The 17857-nt window shown below is 63.4% G+C and carries 14 protein-coding genes; 5 read left to right on the top strand and 9 right to left on the bottom strand.

Going from position 1 to position 17857, the window contains the following annotated elements:
• Positions 1–1446 (bottom strand): Fe-S cluster assembly protein SufB, encoded by a 1446-nt coding sequence (gene sufB / locus BWR02_RS06150; RefSeq protein ID WP_139556864.1) that lies wholly within the window; start codon positions 1444–1446, stop codon positions 1–3.
• A gap of 16 nt (positions 1447–1462) precedes the next feature.
• Complete coding sequence (locus tag BWR02_RS06145; RefSeq protein ID WP_139556863.1) at positions 1463–1924, bottom strand: SUF system Fe-S cluster assembly regulator; 462 nt, start codon at positions 1922–1924, stop codon at positions 1463–1465.
• 158 nt (positions 1925–2082) lie between these two features.
• Here BWR02_RS06145 and BWR02_RS06140 point away from each other — a divergent pair, with 158 nt between their 5' ends.
• On the top strand, positions 2083–3882 hold the full coding sequence (locus BWR02_RS06140; RefSeq protein WP_139556862.1) for a L,D-transpeptidase family protein: 1800 nt from the start codon (positions 2083–2085) through the stop codon (positions 3880–3882).
• On the opposite strand, the gene BWR02_RS06135 is transcribed toward BWR02_RS06140, so the two are convergent.
• A complete protein-coding gene (locus BWR02_RS06135; RefSeq protein WP_139556861.1) occupies positions 3852–4697 on the bottom strand; it encodes a class I SAM-dependent methyltransferase in 846 nt (281 codons plus the stop codon). The genes BWR02_RS06140 and BWR02_RS06135 overlap by 31 nt on opposite strands.
• Positions 4698–4942: 245 nt before the next feature.
• Here BWR02_RS06135 and BWR02_RS06130 point away from each other — a divergent pair, with 245 nt between their 5' ends.
• On the top strand, positions 4943–6772 hold the full coding sequence (locus BWR02_RS06130; RefSeq protein WP_139556860.1) for a hypothetical protein: 1830 nt from the start codon (positions 4943–4945) through the stop codon (positions 6770–6772).
• A 245-nt stretch (positions 6773–7017) separates the two neighbouring features.
• The gene (locus tag BWR02_RS06125; protein WP_139556859.1) at positions 7018–8259 is read left to right on the top strand and encodes an alkaline phosphatase family protein; all 1242 of its coding nucleotides are present in this window, start codon (positions 7018–7020) and stop codon (positions 8257–8259) included.
• A gap of 239 nt (positions 8260–8498) precedes the next feature.
• Here BWR02_RS06125 and BWR02_RS06120 read toward each other — a convergent pair whose 3' ends face one another.
• The 4 genes from BWR02_RS06120 to BWR02_RS06105 form a co-directional block, all read right to left on the bottom strand.
• The gene (locus BWR02_RS06120; RefSeq protein ID WP_236101975.1) at positions 8499–9014 is read right to left on the bottom strand and encodes a YcbK family protein; all 516 of its coding nucleotides are present in this window, start codon (positions 9012–9014) and stop codon (positions 8499–8501) included.
• 433 nt (positions 9015–9447) lie between these two features.
• Positions 9448–10119, bottom strand: a complete 672-nt coding sequence (mtnC, locus tag BWR02_RS06115; RefSeq protein WP_139556857.1) for an acireductone synthase — start codon at positions 10117–10119, stop codon at positions 9448–9450.
• On the bottom strand, positions 10116–10676 hold the full coding sequence (locus BWR02_RS06110) for a 1,2-dihydroxy-3-keto-5-methylthiopentene dioxygenase (RefSeq protein ID WP_129884768.1): 561 nt from the start codon (positions 10674–10676) through the stop codon (positions 10116–10118). Before BWR02_RS06110 ends, mtnC begins: the two co-directional genes overlap by 4 nt.
• A complete protein-coding gene (locus tag BWR02_RS06105) occupies positions 10673–11290 on the bottom strand; it encodes a methylthioribulose 1-phosphate dehydratase (protein ID WP_139556856.1) in 618 nt (205 codons plus the stop codon). Before BWR02_RS06105 ends, BWR02_RS06110 begins: the two co-directional genes overlap by 4 nt.
• A gap of 113 nt (positions 11291–11403) precedes the next feature.
• Here BWR02_RS06105 and BWR02_RS06100 point away from each other — a divergent pair, with 113 nt between their 5' ends.
• Positions 11404–11721, top strand: coding sequence for a hypothetical protein (locus tag BWR02_RS06100; RefSeq protein ID WP_129884766.1), 318 nt, complete (start codon positions 11404–11406; stop codon positions 11719–11721).
• 43 nt (positions 11722–11764) lie between these two features.
• On the opposite strand, the gene ppc is transcribed toward BWR02_RS06100, so the two are convergent.
• Positions 11765–14566: a phosphoenolpyruvate carboxylase gene (gene ppc, locus BWR02_RS06095; RefSeq protein WP_139556855.1), complete on the bottom strand. Its 2802-nt coding sequence runs from the start codon at positions 14564–14566 to the stop codon at positions 11765–11767.
• A gap of 159 nt (positions 14567–14725) precedes the next feature.
• The gene (locus tag BWR02_RS06090; protein WP_236101973.1) at positions 14726–15613 is read right to left on the bottom strand and encodes a DMT family transporter; all 888 of its coding nucleotides are present in this window, start codon (positions 15611–15613) and stop codon (positions 14726–14728) included.
• A gap of 457 nt (positions 15614–16070) precedes the next feature.
• On the opposite strand from BWR02_RS06090, the gene BWR02_RS06085 reads away from it, so the two are divergent.
• A complete protein-coding gene (locus BWR02_RS06085) occupies positions 16071–17828 on the top strand; it encodes a radical SAM/SPASM domain-containing protein (protein ID WP_139556854.1) in 1758 nt (585 codons plus the stop codon).
• Positions 17829–17857: the final 29 nt, after the last annotated feature.

The following is a 17857-nucleotide window of genomic DNA, read 5'->3' as shown; positions in this document are numbered from 1 at the left end:
TCAGCCAACGCTGCCTTCGAGGCTGATGCCCAGCAACGCCTGGGCCTCGACGGCGAACTCCATCGGGAGTTCACGAAAGACCTCCTTGCAGAAGCCGTTGACGATCATCGACACGGCATCTTCCGCGGAGAGCCCGCGCTGCTGGCAGAAAAAGAGCTGGTCATCGCTGATTTTCGAGGTCGTGGCCTCGTGCTCGAGCGTGGCGGACGGCTGCTTGACCTCGATATAGGGAAACGTGTGCGCACCGCACCGGTCACCGATGAGCAGCGAGTCGCACTGCGTGTAGTTGCGCGCGCCCTCGGCGCTCTTCAGCACCTTGACCAGCCCTCGGTAACTGTTCTGGGCGCGTCCGGCCGAAATGCCCTTAGAAACGATTGTGCTGCGCGTATTCTTCCCGATGTGGATCATCTTCGTGCCGGTGTCGGCCTGTTGGCGGTGATTGGTTACCGCGACCGAATAGAACTCGCCAACCGAATCGTCTCCGCGTAACACGCAACTCGGGTACTTCCACGTAATCGCCGAGCCGGTCTCGACCTGGGTCCACGAGATCTTCGACCGCGCTCCGCGGCACTCGCCGCGCTTGGTCACGAAGTTGTAGATGCCGCCGCGGCCTTCTTCGTCGCCGGGATACCAGTTCTGGACCGTCGAGTATTTGATTTCGGCGCCCTCCATCGCGATCAGTTCGACGACGGCGGCGTGCAGCTGATTCTCGTCGCGCATCGGTGCGGTGCAGCCCTCCAGATAGCTGACATGGCTGCCCTCGTCGGCAATGATCAGCGTGCGCTCGAACTGGCCCGTCTTCGCCGCATTGATCCGGAAGTAGGTCGATAATTCCATCGGGCAGCGGACCCCCTTGGGCACGTAGACGAAGGAGCCGTCCGAAAACACGGCCGAGTTCAGCGCCGCGAAGAAGTTGTCTCCGGCCGGCACCACAGTGCCCAGATATTGCTGAACCAGTTCGGGATGTTTTTCCAGGGCTTCCGACATCGAGCAGAAAATCACGCCGGCGTCGGCCAGCTTGTCCTTGAAAGTCGTCGCCACCGAGACGCTGTCGAACACCGCGTCGACTGCAACGCCGGCCAGCCGTTCCTGCTCGTACAGCGGAATGCCGAGCTTCTTGTAGGTTTCCAGCAGCTTCGGATCGACTTCGTCGAGACTCTTGGGGCGGTCGCCGCTCTTGGGAGCCGAGTAATAGCTGATGCCCTGGTAATCGACCGGTTCGTAGTCGACGTAGGCCCATTTCGGTTCCGTCATCGTCAACCAGTGGCGATAAGCCTCCAGCCGCCATTCGAGCATGAAACTCGGCTCGTTCTTCTTGGCCGAGATGACGCGAATCACGTCTTCGTTGAGACCCGGGGGCAGCGTGTCGGATTCAAGATCGGTGACGAAGCCCGGCTTGTATTCTTGTCGAATCAGGTGATCGAGTTTTTCAGCGGTGACGGACATGGCGGCGCTCCGCAGGTTAACGGGGGGTGTGCTGTAGGGAAGTCAGATGAATCACGGATTCTTCGACCACCGGGTGCTGCGGCTTGACCATATCGGTCAGCGTGACGGACTCCAGCGCTGTTCGCACAGCACGATTGATCACGTTCCAGTTGCCGCGGATATGGCAGGAATGTGACTGCTGGCAGGAGTCCTGTGCGACGCCGCACTCCGTGATCGCGATCGGTCCTTCGAGGGCATCGACGATACTGGCGACCGAGGTTTCTTCAGGCGGACGCGACAGCCGGTAACCTCCCTTGACGCCGCGTATGGACGAGACGATTTGGGCCCGGGTCAGGCTTTTCAGCAATTTGGACACGGTCGGCGCGGTGATCCCGGTCCGCTCGGCGACTTCGGCAGCGGCAAAGGTGCGGTTGCTCTCCCGGGCCATCAGGCTCAGGACGACAATGGCATAGTCGGTCATCTTGCTGATTCTTAGCATTGCGCTGGCTCGCTGCGAATTTAGGACTATTTTAGTCCTAGATAGATTTCCAAGTAAAGCGCTCTGAAACCGCCCTTTTTGGGTGCATGCCCGCCGTCCCGATCGGCGATTTGCGGACCCGGTATAATTGGCGGAAATAGACCTCCTCATTTAGTGCTATGACCCCGGATCCCGCGCCGACGATCAGACATCCCTCCATCGGCCCGGGCCGCAGCTTGCTCCTGCTGCTGACCCTGTCATCGGCCTATGTCCACGGGCGGGTGGGGTCACCGGCAGCAGCGCCCCCGGACACAGCGCCGATGGAAGCCCCGCTGATTCATCCCGAGGCAGTGGCGATACGTAATGTGCTCGACTCACGCGAGCATCCGCGACTCAAGTGGCCGGCCATCGCAGATGTCCGTGAAGCCCTGGATGCTTTTTACCGGTCTCGCGGCGACCAGCCGGTGTGGATAGGGGCGCAGGCTCCGCTGCCGCAGGTGCCGGCCATTCTGGCCAGCCTTGCCGACGCCGAGGCGCAGGGTCTGAATCCTGCGGACTACGATGCCGGCCCACTGGCGCAATGGTTGCCTAGAGTCGCCGAGACGGCCGATCCCGCGGAGCGGGCGCTATTCGACACCGCGCTGACGGTCTCGGTGATGCGCTATGCGAACAGCCTGCATCGCGGTCGCGTGTCGCCCGGGGCGGTCGGCTTCAGGCTGGACCCCGGTCCTGACACCTCGGTTGAGGTCCTCGCGGCGCTCCAGCAACTTGCCGCTGGGGCCGAGCCCGCCGTCGTGTTCCAGTCGCTGGAGCCCCGATCCGTCCTGTATGGCCAGCTCAAGGCCGGTTTGCGGGCGTTGCGGACGGCGCCCCAGAGCACCGTCGATCGGCGGCTGACCTTGCCTTCCAAGCTGACCCCGGGTGATCGCAACACCGAGGTGCCCAAGCTGCGGGCTGTCCTGACGGCATCCGGGGAGGCTCTCGCTGAACCGACGGCACCTGAGAACCGCGATCTCTACGACCCGGTGCTGGTCGAGGCCGTCAAGCGTTTCCAGGCGCGCCATGGCCTCGAACCCGACGGTGTTGTCGGCCGAGGGACTGTCGAGCGGCTGCACGTGACCGACGATGACCGGATCATGCAGATCCGGCTGGCCATGGAGCGCCAGCGCTGGCTGCCGGTGCAGCCGGCGGGGCGCCATCTGCTCGTCAATGTTCCGGCCTTCCAGTTGTTCGGATTCGCGGACGGTTCTGGCAGCCGGTCGCCCGATTTCGCAATGAAGGTCATTGTCGGGCAGGCGATCGATGGTCGGCAGACCCCGCTGTTCGCGGCGGAGATGACCTACCTCGTGTTCCGTCCCCACTGGAATCTCCCCTACAAGATCGCGACCAAGGAGATGTTGCCGGGGGCGATGCGCAACCCGGGTTATCTGAGCCGTCACAACATCGAAATCGTGTCGGGGTATGGCGGCAATGCAGCCGTGTACGCGCCGACGCGCCAGAATCTCCAGCGGGTGTCCAGCGGGGCGCTGAAGTTGCGCCAGAAGCCGGGACCCAGAAACGCGCTCGGCTTGGTCAAGTTTGCGTTTCCAAACGACGATTCGGTGTATTTGCACAGCACGCCGAACCCAGGCCTGTTCACACGAGCCCGCCGCGACTTCAGCCACGGCTGCATAAGGGTGGCAGACCCGGTCGCGCTCGCGGAATGGGTGCTGCGGAATGACGCCGCCTGGAACCGGGAGCGGATCGTGCAGGCGATGCACGGCGACAAACCCCGGACGGTGACGTTGTCGCCGACGCTGCCGGTGACCATTTTCTATTCCACGGTATGGGCCGACGAGAGCGGTGCGCTGATATTCTATCCGGACCTGTACGGACACGATGCCACCTTGCGGGCGCGACTGGAGGAAGGTTTTTCCCCGGTGCCCACCGGCCCTGCGCATAGCGTCGGTCAGCCCGCCTTCTCGAAGACCAACAGCTGATAGCGCAGTAGCCCGGTCCGGCTGGCTGCCTCGGCGAACAGCGTTTCCGCCACCGCCGAGAGCCGGCGCGCGCGGATCACTCCAGCTAACGTACGCAGGAAGCGATAGGTGGGCAGCGTGTTGACCGTGATGTCCTTTTCGGCTCTGACGCGGAAACCGAATTCGTCGGCCAGGCGTCGATAATCCTCCAGCGTGTAGGTGAAGTCACAATCGCCGTAGAATCCCGTCGAAGCCGGGCGGAGCGCGATCAGCGCGGTTGCCGGACGCAGCAGGGCGGTTGGGACGAAGTCGGACAAGGCCAGGCGGCCGCCGGAAGCGAGGGTGCGAAAAGCTTCCCGGAAGAAGGCACGACGGTCAGGGAAATGAAAGATGCATTCGACTGCCAGAATCCGGTCGAAGCATGCGTCCGAGTAGGGCAGCCGACACGCGTCGCCCTGGACGAAAGGAATGCGCGCTGCGGCATCCGTTTGGTTGTCGCTGGCGCGCCGCAGTTGCTGCCGGTCGATGTTGAGCCCGGTGAGTCGCATGTCGCGGTGACGCTCGCCGATCAGCCGCAGGGTGCCGCCAAAACCACAGCCCGCATCCAGAATGCGCTGGCCATCGTCGAGTTCCGCCAGCCGGCACAATTCGAGGCTCAGCGCATCGGCCGCGCGCTCGAATTCGCCGGCGCCGGTACCCGCACGTGCCGGATCGGGCCAATACCCCCAATGGACATGGCGTCCGAAGGCTGATCTGACGGCGGGCTCTTCCGCCTCCAGCAGACGCTCGAGTTCCGCGAAGTAGGGCAGGGGGCGCAGGGGGCGTCGCTGGATCATGGCTAGGTCAGGAAAACGGTACGTCGGTGGTGTCGGCGATATGGCGCGGCAGCGGGCCCGATCCGAGGTGCCTTGCGGCCGTTCGCCGGATCCCCTCGGCCGGCGCGGGCTGGAGCCCAAGGATTGAGACCATCCCCCATTGAGCATACACTGCGCGCACCTTTTCGTCCGACCCGTGGCGCGTCCCGTGCCGCATCGCAACTTCGAGGCCCCCGGCGGTGTGATGCAAACCCCCGATCGACGCCATGACTCCACAGAGCGCCATGCAGTGCGACCAGGCCGGGTCTGGGGTGGCCAGCCGTGATGCGCCTGCTGCACGCGAGTTTCGTCGGGTCTCTGCTCTGGACCGGCACGGGCGTCGCATGAAGCAATGCGATCAGGTCGCACCCGTCGATTCCCAACACCGTGCGGAAGAGCGGGTTCTCCCGGATGATGGGCGCGGGTCTTCGCCGATGGCGGGCGCAGGAGTCACACTCGGCGGTTTGGCATGGCCGTTCGTGCTGTGGGCCCTAATCTGGGGCGCGCTGTTTTGGAAACTCGACGTGTTCCGTTCCGGTTTCCACTTGATCGACGATCACCGCCTGATCGACATCCATGGTCAATTGTCCGCACGCGACGGCAATGTGGGCCAGGTGTTGGGCGAGTGGTTTCGTACGGATCTCGCCGAACGACGCTTCCGGCCGCTGTATTATGCGAGCAGGGTCGTGCGGGTGGAATGGCTGGGGTTGTACTGGCCGGCCTGGGTCGCCTACAACCTCGGCCTGGCGACGATGACCAGCGGCCTGCTGACGGTTTTCGGGCTGCTCCTGGGTTTTTCGTCGATTTCCTCGCTGACCTTCGCGGCGCTCACCGTGTTCGGCCCGCCGTCGACGGTCTGGTGGCGGCTCGGGACACCCGAGACCGAGGCCACAGCCCTGGCCGCCCTGGCTCTGTGCCTGTTTGCGTGGGCAGCCCGGAAGCCCGGGCCGGGCCGTTGGCCCGATGTGTTCGGCATCGTCGCCGCCGTGCTGGCTTCCCTCACCAAGGAAGGCATGATCCTGTTCCTTCCCGCGCTCGCAGCGATGCGCGTCTGGCTTTCGTGCCGGCTCCTCGGGCGCTCGGTGCCGGCGGCGCTGCGCGACTCCTTGCCGGTTTTCGCGGTACTTGGCATCGTAGCGAGCGCCGAATTGACCGGGTTGCTATGGCTCGTGGGGAGCCGTGGGACGGGGTACGCGGGCGTCGACGCTGAGACATTCCGCCTGGCCAGCATACTGCCGGCCGCCCTCGCGCTCGCCCGGATCGGCCAGCTCTGGGTCCCGGCCGCTGCGAGTGTCTTCGCGTTCGGTGTCGGATTCTGGCCTCGCCGTCATCGGGTTCCCGTGCCAGTGAATGGCCTCTGGCTCGGCTGGGCCGTGTTTCTGATCGGAGCCATTCCCCAGGTGTTGCTGTATGCGAAGTCGGGATGGGCCGATCACTACTGGAACCCGGTCGTGATGCTGGCCGCGTTTATCGCTGTTCTGGCGGTCGAGTCGCTCCGACCAGTTCACGTCCTGCTCTACGTGGTCGGCATGGCTCTGCTGATCCAACCGCTTAACGGGCGGTTGCGCTGGACTCGCGAGCATCTCGCGGAGTACGGCAGAGACGGAGTGGCGCTGGGCGAGTTGCTGGCTGCCGCCCGCCACTGCGCCGGCATTCAACGTCCGGTCATATTGGTCGCCAACCCCCGTGCGCATTATGAAGAGGCCATCTCGCTCCGGACCCATTTGAGACGGGACCCGGAGACCGGTTTGGTCTATCTGGCGTCGATCGGGGGCGATAATGCCGACATTCCGTCGACTGCCTTCGCAGCACAAGAACGGAAGCGCGCGTTTCTGGAACCGGCCGTGCTGGGAGGGCACTATTTCCAGGGCCTGACGTTCGGCCGTCTCACAGCCGAACAGCGGCATGCGGTCGGTGCCGTCGTGTTGCTGGAACCGCAGGAATCCCGTGCCAGTTTCCGCGATGCCACTGCGACGTGGCTGGACATGGGTGCCTGGACATCCCGCACTTTTTCAATCGCCGCTGTCCCGATGGAACTGCTGTGTGCCGGTCGTTGATATTTGCAGCCTTTGGCCTGCCTGCGACCCGGGTTCCGTTGCAGTCGATACGGTCTGCTGCAGGGACAGCCGTGGGCGGGCCCTTCACGGCACTCGTTAGTGCCCTGAGGCAAGGGTGCGGTGCATCGTTGCGCGCGTTCAGCGGCAGCCTTGATACGCTCTCAAAGGTATGGATACGGTGCGTCTGTGCCGCCGCCTGGAGCGACGTTCCACTCCCGCCGCTCGGGTTTCCCGGATAGATCGCCATGGCTGCTTTCCCGACTGAACGCGTCCCGACCCCCTGCGGCGCATCGGAAAGGGCCGCTAGCCCGAGCGGCTGGGTCTTGCCCGACTACGGCGGCGGCAGCATCGTGAATCTGATGAGTTCGCTGCGAGCCGCCTGTGGGGGCGCGGATCCGTCGGTGTTCTATCCAGGCTTGGCCGAACTCGACCCGGCCGACATCGCAAGGCACCGCACTGTCCTGTTGATGGTCTTCGACGGCATGGGGGATGCGTTCCTGCAGCGCGCCGCTCCGGGCGGCGAAATGCATTCCCGTCGCCTGCGGCGGCTCACCTCAGTGTTTCCCTCCACCACGGCGGCCGCGATCACGACCTTCCTGACCGGTGAGGCGCCACAGCAGCATGGCCTGACGGGCTGGTTCATGTACCTCCGCGAGCTCGCCGGCGTGTATTCGATCCTTCCGGCGAGGCCACGGTGTGGCGGAGCCACCTTCAGCCGGAGCGGCATCGAGCCGAAGATGATTTTCGACAGCCGTCCGTTCTTTGCCGGGATACGTCGGCGAAGCATCGTCGTAACGCCGCGACGGATCGCCCATTCCGATTACAACCTGTCGCATCTCGGGCCGGCCGATCTGCGCACCTATGATTCGCTGGACGAGTTTTTCCTGACCGTCGCCATGGCCGTGCGGGAACAGGATGACCGTCCGAAGTTCATCTATGCCTATTGGCCCGAACTCGACTCGCTGGGCCACGAAACCGGCGCCGCCAGTGTGGAGAGCGCCGCTCACCTGGCGCAGTTGGATGAGCGTTTCGCTTGTTTTTGTCGCCGCTTGGCGGGCAGTGACACCTGGGTCGCTCTAACGGCTGACCACGGGATGCTCGACTGCAACGAAAGCCGCAGCATCGAGTTGTCGGATCATCCGGCGCTCGCGGAAACCTTGATCTTGCCGTTATGCGGTGAGCGACGGGTGGCGTATTGCTACGTTAAACCGGAACGGGCCTCGCAGTTCGAGGCCTATGTGAAGGAGCAACTTCGGGATCATGCGGCAGTGGTGTCACGGACACAGTTGCTGAGCGAGGGGTATTTTGGCAGGGGGCCGGAGCATGCCCAGCTGCGAGATCGGGTCGGCGACTACACGCTGTTGATGAAGGACAACTACGTCATCAAGGACTGGCTTCCGGGCGAGGCCCGGTATTCTCATATCGGATTCCATGGCGGTCTGAGCGCCGATGAGATGTATGTGCCGCTGATAACCGCGGCGCTCTAGCGCTTCGCAGAAGCCGTCCGGTCGATTATGGCGAGCGCGCCACGCCGACCAGAGGCAGCAGCATGGTCAGCGCGACGTGTGGCGCTGAACCCGAGTTTGCCCTGGGGTCGGTCCGGTTGAATCGACGCCGGCCTGTCGCGTTCCGCCGTCCGGGGGCGAAGCACACACGCCCCATGAAGCCGCGCGGCCGGTACCCTTCCTGCGACGCGACGCGCCGTCGCAGCAGTCCGGGCTGATGTTTACCAGGAGCGCACGTCGCCGGTGTCGAGGTGGACGAAATTCGCCGACGGATAATACCCGACGCCGCCGCGCTGCAGTGCCAGGCCGACCTTCCTCAGGCTCCGGGTGTCGGTATCGGACATCCGGATGTCGATGGCCTTGCCCTCCATGTGCAGGCTGTGTTCCGCGACGCGACGACTCGTGCGGCGGAGCATCCGGTTCGTCTCGGGCGCACGGTAGCCGGAAATGACCTGGAAGGTGCCGTGGCTGCGGGTCAGCACGGAAACCGCATACAGCAAATCGATTAGCGCCGGGTCGATGTAGTGGACCTTGTTCGAGTGATGGTCCCGCATGAAATAGCTGAAGCGGCGGATGATGCGAGCGTCATATTCCGCATCGATGCAGCACGCGATCGTGAGGTCTTCTTCGGTGTTGGGATTGTAGAAGTTCAGGATTCGTTCGCGGCTCAGGCTGCGGGTGAAGGCCTCCGCGGAAGGTACGAGCAGCGTTGCGGCGGCTGCAGCGCCCGCTCGCATCAGAAATGATCGTCGGGAAACGCCAGCCTGTTTGGTTTGATAAACGGCGGGCAAAATGCGGCCATTGGTCATGAACCCTCCCATATGGTCGTCTGCGATTTAGGGCAGGGTGCTGAAAAAAATCCCCCGAGGCTGACCGCCATGGGTTCAGCCGGGCCTTCAAGCCGGGGTCTTTTTCGGCGTCCTGTCGTACTGGCCAGGCAGGGACGCATACTACGTCTCAATGTCTGGCCAAGACTTATTCTGCTGAAAGAAGTCGGTTAAATCAAGCTCATGGCCGGGAAACAGGCCTGGCACCATCTTGACGGTGCTGCTTCAAACCACGGATTTGCCAGCATAAACACATGCTCCGACGCAAGGGATTTCGAAACCGAAGAGGCTGCGGGTCGACCGATTCGCCAGCGCGGCGCTCCCCTGCGGGCTGTGCCGGCGGTCAGCAACAGACGGCGTCGAAATCCGCCGCTTGCGGGTGCCGACTGGGCGGCAGAGCGCCATCGCGAACCAGTTTCAGCGTGCCGAAACCGGCGGCGCGGGCCGCGTCGAGTTCTCCCTCGACATCTGACAGAAAGAGGATCTCGCCGGCCGGGAGCCCGATCGAGGCAGCGATTTTGCGATAGGACTCACTGTCCTGCTTGGCGCCGATCCGCGTGTCGAAGTAGCCCGAAAACAAGGGGGTCAGATCCCCGAATTGCGTATGCGCGAACAGCAGCTTCTGTGCGTAGATCGAACCGGACGAGTAGACGTACAGGCGGAGTCCTCTGGCCTTGAAGCCCCGCAGACACCGGACTGCGTCCTCATAAACATGGCCGTGGAAGTCGCCGTGCTGGTAGCCGTGTTCCCAGATCAGTCCTTGCAGCGTCTTGAGCGGCGTGGACTTGCGGTCTTCGTCGATCCACTCACGCAGTCGCCCTATCACCTCCTGCTCCGACAGGGCGGCGCCTTCCAGGGCGCGTACCTCATCGAGGATCTTCCTCACATCGGTGTCGTCGCGCCGGAGCTTGACGAACTCTGCGAGGTGCTCACGGGAATACGGAAACAACACGTCCTTCACGAATGAAATGGACGACGTCGTGCCCTCGATGTCGGTCAATACTGCCTTGATCATGCGTAACGGGTCCGGTGGTCGTCCAGCGTCGGGAACCGGCTGGCAATCGGATCGCCCGTGAACTCCGCGACCCAGCCCTCGGGGCTCGTGAACAGTCGTATGCACTTGAGGTGCGGGCTTTCGCCCATGTCGAACCAATGACGGACCTGGGCCGGCACGCTGATCAGGTCGCCGCGCTCGCAGCGCACGACAAATACCCGCTCGTCGGGATGCAGGTAGAACAGTCCCTGCCCATCGACGAAGAAGCGGACCTCGAAATCGCTATGGGTGTGTTCGTTGAGGAATTTGGCTCGCAATTCCGATTTCTGCGGGTGATCGGAGCCCACGCTGATGACGTCCGCCGACTGAAAGCCGTGTGCCGCCTTGAGTCGCTCGACGGGGCCGCGGTAGGCTTCCAATATCGTGGCTTGGTCGGCATCGGCAGGCAGGTCCCGGTCAGCCGTCCAGCGTTCGAAGGTGACGCCGATCGCCGCCAGGGTTTCTGCGATGGCGTCCGGTTCACGTATGCACTCGGCCTCTTCCGGCCGCTCCTCGGGATGGATGGTCAGCAGGCTCATGCGCGTTTCACTCCGTGCCAGCGAATTTCGAGATCGAACAGGAACTCCAGCGCCTCGACATGGCGCAGCGCGTCCTGCATCGTGGTGCCCCAGGTGTAAAACCCGTGGTCGGCGATGATGTAGGCCTTGATGTCGGGATGCTGGTCGACATAGGCATCGACGCGCGCCGCCAGCAGCGGGATATTCTGGTCGTTCGCAAAGATCGGGATCGTGACCCTCGATGCATGCGTCGTGATGCCCTCCAGCGCCTTCAGCAACTCGCAGTTTTCGATCACGATCGCGTCGCCGAACAAGCGGGAGGCAAGGGACGCATTCAGCGAATGGGGGTGCAGGATCGCGGCGACATTCGGAAAAGCGCGGTAGATCGACGTATGTAGCAGCGTTTCCGCCGAGGGTTTGCGATGGTCCAGCGCCCGGCCGTCGGCGTCGACCAGCATGATATCCTCTGGTGTCAGGCGCCCCTTGTGCTTGCCGGAAACCGTGATGGCGATGCGGTCATCGGGTAGCCGGATCGAGAAATTCCCGCTGGTTGCAGGAACCCAGCCACGGGCATGCAGCTGACGGCCGGCGTCGGCGAGTTCGTGCGCGGCCTGTTGGAGGTGGGAGTCGGTCACAGTGAGTGCGTCAGGTGCGTTGGGAGGCTGATTGTAGTCTTACCCATGCGACCGCTCAATGACATAGAGGCCCGCTGGCGGCGGGCATAAGTACAAGACCGGGAGTTGTTCGCATGTCATCCCTGCCGATAGCGTGGTATCGCATCAACCTGTCTCGCGAGCAGTTTGATTCGGGCGAAACCGAGATCGTTCGCGCGGCCTTTCGCGGTGCCTACATCGCCTGCAACGGACCTCGCGGGGCAGTTCTCTACGGGGGCTGGGGTGACGACCGCGCGACCTACCGCCTGTACTTCACGCCGCCGGCGCTGCGCTGCGCCCGGGCCTTGCTGAAGGCCTACTCGGGTGAAGTTTGCGATCCGCCCGACACCCGCCGACTCGAATGGCTGTACGGCGATACTGATCCGCAGGCGGGTTTCAGGCTCGCGTTCTGATGCGGCAGCGGGGCAGGCCCCGCTGCTCATCACGGCGATCGGCTCAACCGGTGTTTCGCATCCCCGCGGCAATGGCGTTGATGGACCGCAACAACGGACCGAGCCAGGGGCTTTCCCCGTATGCGTCATCGGGCGCGGCGCGCAGCCGCCGCAGTAGCGATACCTGGATATAGTTGAGCGGATCGAGGTAGGGGTTGCGGCGATATAGGGACACGGCCAGTGCGGGTGAGTCCTCCAGCAGCACATTGATGTGACTCACGTTCAGGATCTGGAACGTGGCACGTCGGTACTCTTCGGCGATCATGGCGTAGACCTGACTGCCGACCTCCGGTCGCTCGCAGAGGGCGGCGTAGTCCGCGGCAATCGCCATGTCGGACTTCGACAGCGCCATCTGTGCGTTGCTCAGCAGTGTGCGGAAGAACGGCCACTCGCGATACATGCGCTGCAGTTTCGCCAGACGTGCGGGATCGTTCTGGCGCCACGCTTCGATGGCGGTGCCGATCCCGTACCAGGCCGGCAGGGTCTGGCGCGATTGCGCCCAGGCAAAGACCCACCCGATGGCCCTTACCGATGCTTTGGAACGGTCCTTTTTGTTCCGGTGCGAGGGCCTTGAGCCGATGTTCAGCAGCGAGATCTCGCGGACCGGTGTGCCCTCGTAGAAATAGTCGAGGAACGCCTCCGTCCTTTCCGTCAGGTCGCGGTAGGCCTTCTCGCCGATCTCGGCAATCTCGTCCATGATCCCGAGATAATCGTTGCGATCCTGCTCCGCCGGACGAATCAGGCTCATGCTCGCCTTCAGGAGCCCGGTGACGCCGAGGGTCATCTCATAGGTGGCGGTCTCGAGGTTGTTGTACTTGTAGAACAGCACCTCCCCCTGCTCGGTGAACTTTATCTGACCGTGTACGGTGCCCGGCGGCTGGGCCAGGATGGCCTCGTGGGTCGGGCCGCCGCCACGGCCAACGGTGCCGCCCCGACCGTGGAACAGCCGGCACGGGATGCCATGCGCTTCCGACAATGCAACGATCTTCTTCTGCGCGTCATACAGATTCCAGGCGGCAGCCAGGATGCCGCCGTCCTTGCAGGAATCCGAGTAGCCCAGCATGATCTCCTGCTCCTCGTTCGAGGCCTGCAACAGCATGCGATAGACGGGCAACTGATACAGCGTCGACAGCACGCCCTCGACCCGTTCCAGGTCAGGGATGGTCTCGAACAGGGGACTGATGCCGATGTGGCAGAACCAGTTGCCTGCCAGGCGTCCGGCGAGACCGGTCTGCGCAGCCAGGAACATGACCTCCATGACGTTGCTGGCGGAGTGCGTCATCGAGATCACGTACTTGCCGAAGCACGCGGCACCCAGGGTGCGGCGCATGTAAGCGATGACCTGGAACGAGCGCAGGGTCTCCTGGGTGCGCTCGGAAAGCCGGGCCACGTCGTAGAGCAAGGCGACCGGATTGCTGATCGCGTCGCTCAGCATGGCCAGGCGTTCCTGCTCGTCCAGCGCCTCGTAGTCGGCGCCGAGGGCGGACTTCAGGATATCCGCAACGGCCTCGGTATGGCGGGTCGATTCCTGCCGCACGTCAAGTTCCAGCAGGTGAAAGCCGAAGGTCTCGACGAGCCAGATCAGGTCCAGGATCTCGCCGCGCGCGATTTCGGCGTCGCCGTGATGGATCAGCGAATCCCGCATCAACTGCAGGTCCGCCAGGAAAGCCTGGGCGCTGGCATAGCCCGGCTCCTCGTGGCCGATGTCGATGCCCTCGATGGCGCGATCGACCAGCAACAGGTTGCGCCGCAGCCGATGTCGGATGAATTCGATCTTGCTGCGGTAGGGTTCCTGGCGGAACCGGTCCGCGCGCTCCCCGAATACGGTCTTTGAGTAGCGCTGCTCGTCGGCGTCGAGACTTTCCTGGAAGGCTGGCGAGGGGGTGCAGAGCGAGGACGAATAGCAGAGCTGGTTGGCGAGCTGGTCCATCCGGCGCAGATACTCCTCGAGCACCGTGCGCGCCTGCAGCCGCCATGCCATCGCCGTGGTTTCCGGCGTCACGAAGGGGTTGCCGTCGCGATCGCCGCCGATCCAGGAGCCGAAGCGCAGGAAGGTCGGTACCTTCAACCGTTCTGCGACCTCCTCGCCGTAGACGTCGCGCAGCGACCGCGCGAAGTTGCGGTACACCGTAGTCGTCGCACGGAACAGCGAGATCGGGAAATAAAACAGGCCGGCGCGGACTTCATCCCGCACGTCGGGCTTATACGCGCGGACCTCGTCGGTTTTCCACAACACCTGTATGCGGTCGCGCAGATTTTCGATGGCCTCATCGCGAAACCGGCCCTGAACCCTGGGATCGTCCAGCGACTCCAGGCTCAGGAAGATATTGCGGAGCGCGCTCTTTACGGTTCGCCGTTTGGCTTCCGTCGGGTGGGCCGTGATCACGGGCATGTAACAGAGTCGATCCAGAAGTCGCTGCAACTCATCCGGTTCGACGCCTTGCGCCTTGAAAGTCAACAGCGTGTCGTGAAACGAGCCGCGCCACAGATGGCTCTGGGGGTTGGTATCGCGCCGCCGCTCCTGCAGCGCGAAGACTTCCTCGGCCACATGCAGCAGGCTGAAATAGATATTGAACGCGCGGATGATCTGGCTCAGATCGTCCGGGCTGAGGCTTTCGATCGTCGCCATCAACTGGCGCCGCTTGACCGGATCGTCGTGAGCACGCAGCGCGATGAAACCCTGCCGGAGTTCCCGGATGGCCTCGTAGACGGACCGGTCGAGCTGCCGCTTCAGGATGCGGCTCAACAGGAGAGTTATCAGCCGAATTCGGTCGCGAAGTGCTTTTTCTTGGGGCAGGGTCAGCATTGAATCTCCAGGTCGAGAAGCTCTGGGCTACGGGGTTTATCCTCCCGTAATCTACCGGCCACGAAACAAACATGCCACTCGACTCTGACGATACAGTGTTTCCCGCATTGCACATCTGCCGCTGGCACGCCTTCCTTGTGCGCGTGAGCGTCCGTTACCTCAACGCTCACGCGCGGCGTCGCGCGGAGTCTGGGCTCGGGCGATCAAAAGGGGCAGTGCGGCACCGCAGATCAGTACCAGCGCACAACCCAGCAGCGGCAACGTGTCCGGGCGCTGGCCAAATAGCAGCACACTCCAGCCGAGACTGAACACGGGCCCCGTGTAGCCGACGGCACCGAGCAACGCCGCCGGTGCGTGTTGATAGGCGCGCGTCATCAGCAGCTGCGCGCCAGTGGCCGCGAGGCCTGAACCGCCGATCCAGAGCCACGTTGTGAGCCCGCGAGGCCAGTGCGGCGCAATCCAGGCGAAGCAGGCCAGATGAAGCAGGATGCCTACGAAACAGAAGTAGAACACGATGGTCGATGGGGTGTTGCTCAGACCGGAACGCGCCACCATCAGATAGGCGAGGGCGGCGAGCCAGCCGGAGGACAGTGCCATCGTCGGGCCGAGCCAGTGGCCGTATTCCCATCGGGGGCTCAGCAACAGTGCCAGGCCGGCCAGCGACCCGAAGATTGCCAGCCAGCTCCACCGGCTCGTGTGTTGCCCCAGAACCCACGGGCTAAGGAGTGCCAGGAATATCCCGCTGCTGGAGTGGAGGAAAGCGGCTTCTCCCACTCCGATGCGCGCGATCGCGGCGAACGACAACATCAGTGCCGTTGCTCCGAAGATTCCGCGCCACCACAAAGAGGGACGCAGATCACCCAGCAGCGGACGGAGCCGTCCCACCGCCAAAGCCGGCACCAACAGGCAGGCCAGATTGATGACCACCCGGATGAAACTGACGACAGTCGAAGGCAAAGCCGGGTCGGCGCGGGTGGCGCCGAACACGCAGGCGTTCATGATCGAAAACAGCAGGCTGGCCGTCAGCATGCAGGAGACGCCATGCATGATGTCGGAACGTCGTGCTGGCGACCGCCGAATGTCGGGTAAAGGGGATGCCTTGCTCGGCTCTGCGGCTCCGGACCGAGACCGCTGCCTTAACATGCGCGCCGCTTTTCGGCGAATCCGTTCGCGGCCGCGCTCAGGCCGCGACATCGTTGCACCGAGCCCACGTGACTCTGCCGGTACGCTCGATCGTCTCGGCGTCTGCTAGCATACGGTCAGCGCCGTCGGTCGAGTCGCCGAGCGGCGGGTGAGAGTGGCGCTGGAACGCTTCCGCGCCGCGTTGGAAAGCCATGGCGTGACTGTACCACGTCACGACTTTCCGGGCGGGCCCCCGCGCAGCGCGGCGCGAGCCCGCCGGCGCTTGTCCTGGCCAGCCGCTGGGTTCCTGCCGGCAGCGCCGTCATCGTGTGGTTCGACACGGGTGGTCGTTTGCAGCGCTAACCGGAGTTCATTCCCAGACATGAAGGAAAAACCCGTCCTCACGGCTCTGAAGCAGCAGGCCGTAGACTCGTTTCAACGCTTTCTTTCCGGAGGAGATTTCCCGGCCTACCCGCTGGAGATCTTTCTCGAGGTCAGCAACGTCTGCAACATGAAGTGCGCCATGTGCAGCGTGTTCTCGGAGTTGAATCCGAAGCGCCTCCTCGTGTTGAAGTCCAGTGACAGGGGCTTCATGCCCGACGATCATCTCGCTGCGCTGGATTCCCTGTTGTCGCATGCCCTGCTGGTGCATTGCTTCGGTTACGGTGAGCCGACGATACACCCCCGCTTCGCGGAGTTGCTGGACTTCCTGCTGGACAAGGAAGTGCTGGTCGATTTTTTCACGAACGGGATGAATCTGACCCCCGAGCTGTGCAGGTTTCTGGTCGACCGGAGTGTCTTCCGGATTACCGTGAGCTTCTCCGGTGCCACGAAGGATGACTACGAAAACATGTACCTCGACGGTCGCTATGAGACCGTCCTCGAGGGCATCGAGCGCATCGCGCAGTTGAAGGCGGCCCACGGGAGCCGCTACCCGTTGATCGAGATCAACTCCATTGCCTTCCAGCACCATGTCGATCGACTCCCGACCTTCGTCGAGCAGATGGCGGCCCGCGGCGTCGATACGATCTACCTGAAGCCGCTGCACATGTCCGAGGTCCTGCCGGAACTCCACAGCCACGCCGCAGTCATGCGTCCCTGGCACGAAGGAAAGCTGATTGCCGAAGCGGAGCGGGTGGCCGCCGAACATCGCGTTCACTTCGTTGACGAGTTCAGCAACGTGACACGGGTCGGCGCGCCGGAGCAGGAAGCGGCGGTGCGCAGGCAACTCCTGTGGGGGGATAAGGTCGCGGAAGTGGCAGTGCCACTGGCCGAGTTCAAGTCGCTGGCCAGGGCCGTCCAGCCGATTCGCCCGCCCAAGGGGAATGAGGTCGGGACACGGCGGGTGACCGCGATGGACCAAACCCCGGAAACCATACGCCCGTTTCTGAAACTCAGGGCCCTGGACACGCCGCCGGCGTCAATGTGCTACGAGCCCTTCAAGACCCTTTACGTGAATCAGCAGGGGGCGATACGGCCCTGTTGCTTTGGCTTCACCGAAGCCCACCTCGGGCATCTCGACGCGCATCCTGCCGGCGCGATCTGGAATGGCATCGGCTTCAATACCGTGCGAAAGGCCATCAGCAACGGCCGCTATCCGATGCAGATCTGCAAAGCCTGTCTGCAGCAAAAAAGCTATCCGAAGCACCTCAATTTCCGGGGCATGGTGGATGCCTACGCGAGCTGGCTCAGGGCCGTATCCGGGCAAACCTTCATCAGCGATGCGAGCTTTTCGGCGCAGCTTTTCGTGGATACGGGATCCGCCTTCAACGAAGCCGAGTCGGTGATTCAGCCGATCGTGCCGGACCGCGATCAGGTGGTGGAATTCGACGTGTCCTGCTTTGCTGAGATCAAGAGCCTGCGTTTCGATCCGTTCAACGCGCCCGCTCGCGTGGCTGTCCGTGCGGCCACCGCGATCGGTGAGCGGGGCGAGCAGTTCCCATTGGCGTTGTCACCGTTGAATGGGACGATGACCGCCGCGGGGGAGATGCAGTTCGACACCGACGACCCGCAGGTTCATGTCGAGGGTTTCCCCGCTTCCGGCTGTCGCAAGCTGATCGTCTCGCTGCGGTGCTACCTCGAGCGCCCGGGCCAGGATGACGCAGCGAGCGGCTCGGACATGGCTGTATCGTCCAACTGAGGCCGTCCCCTTCCGCACAGGGCATCAGC

The organism is Methylotetracoccus oryzae (genome assembly GCF_006175985.1).
Lineage (GTDB): Bacteria > Pseudomonadota > Gammaproteobacteria > Methylococcales > Methylococcaceae > Methylotetracoccus > Methylotetracoccus oryzae.
This window is presented reverse-complemented; position numbering and strand designations above follow the sequence as displayed.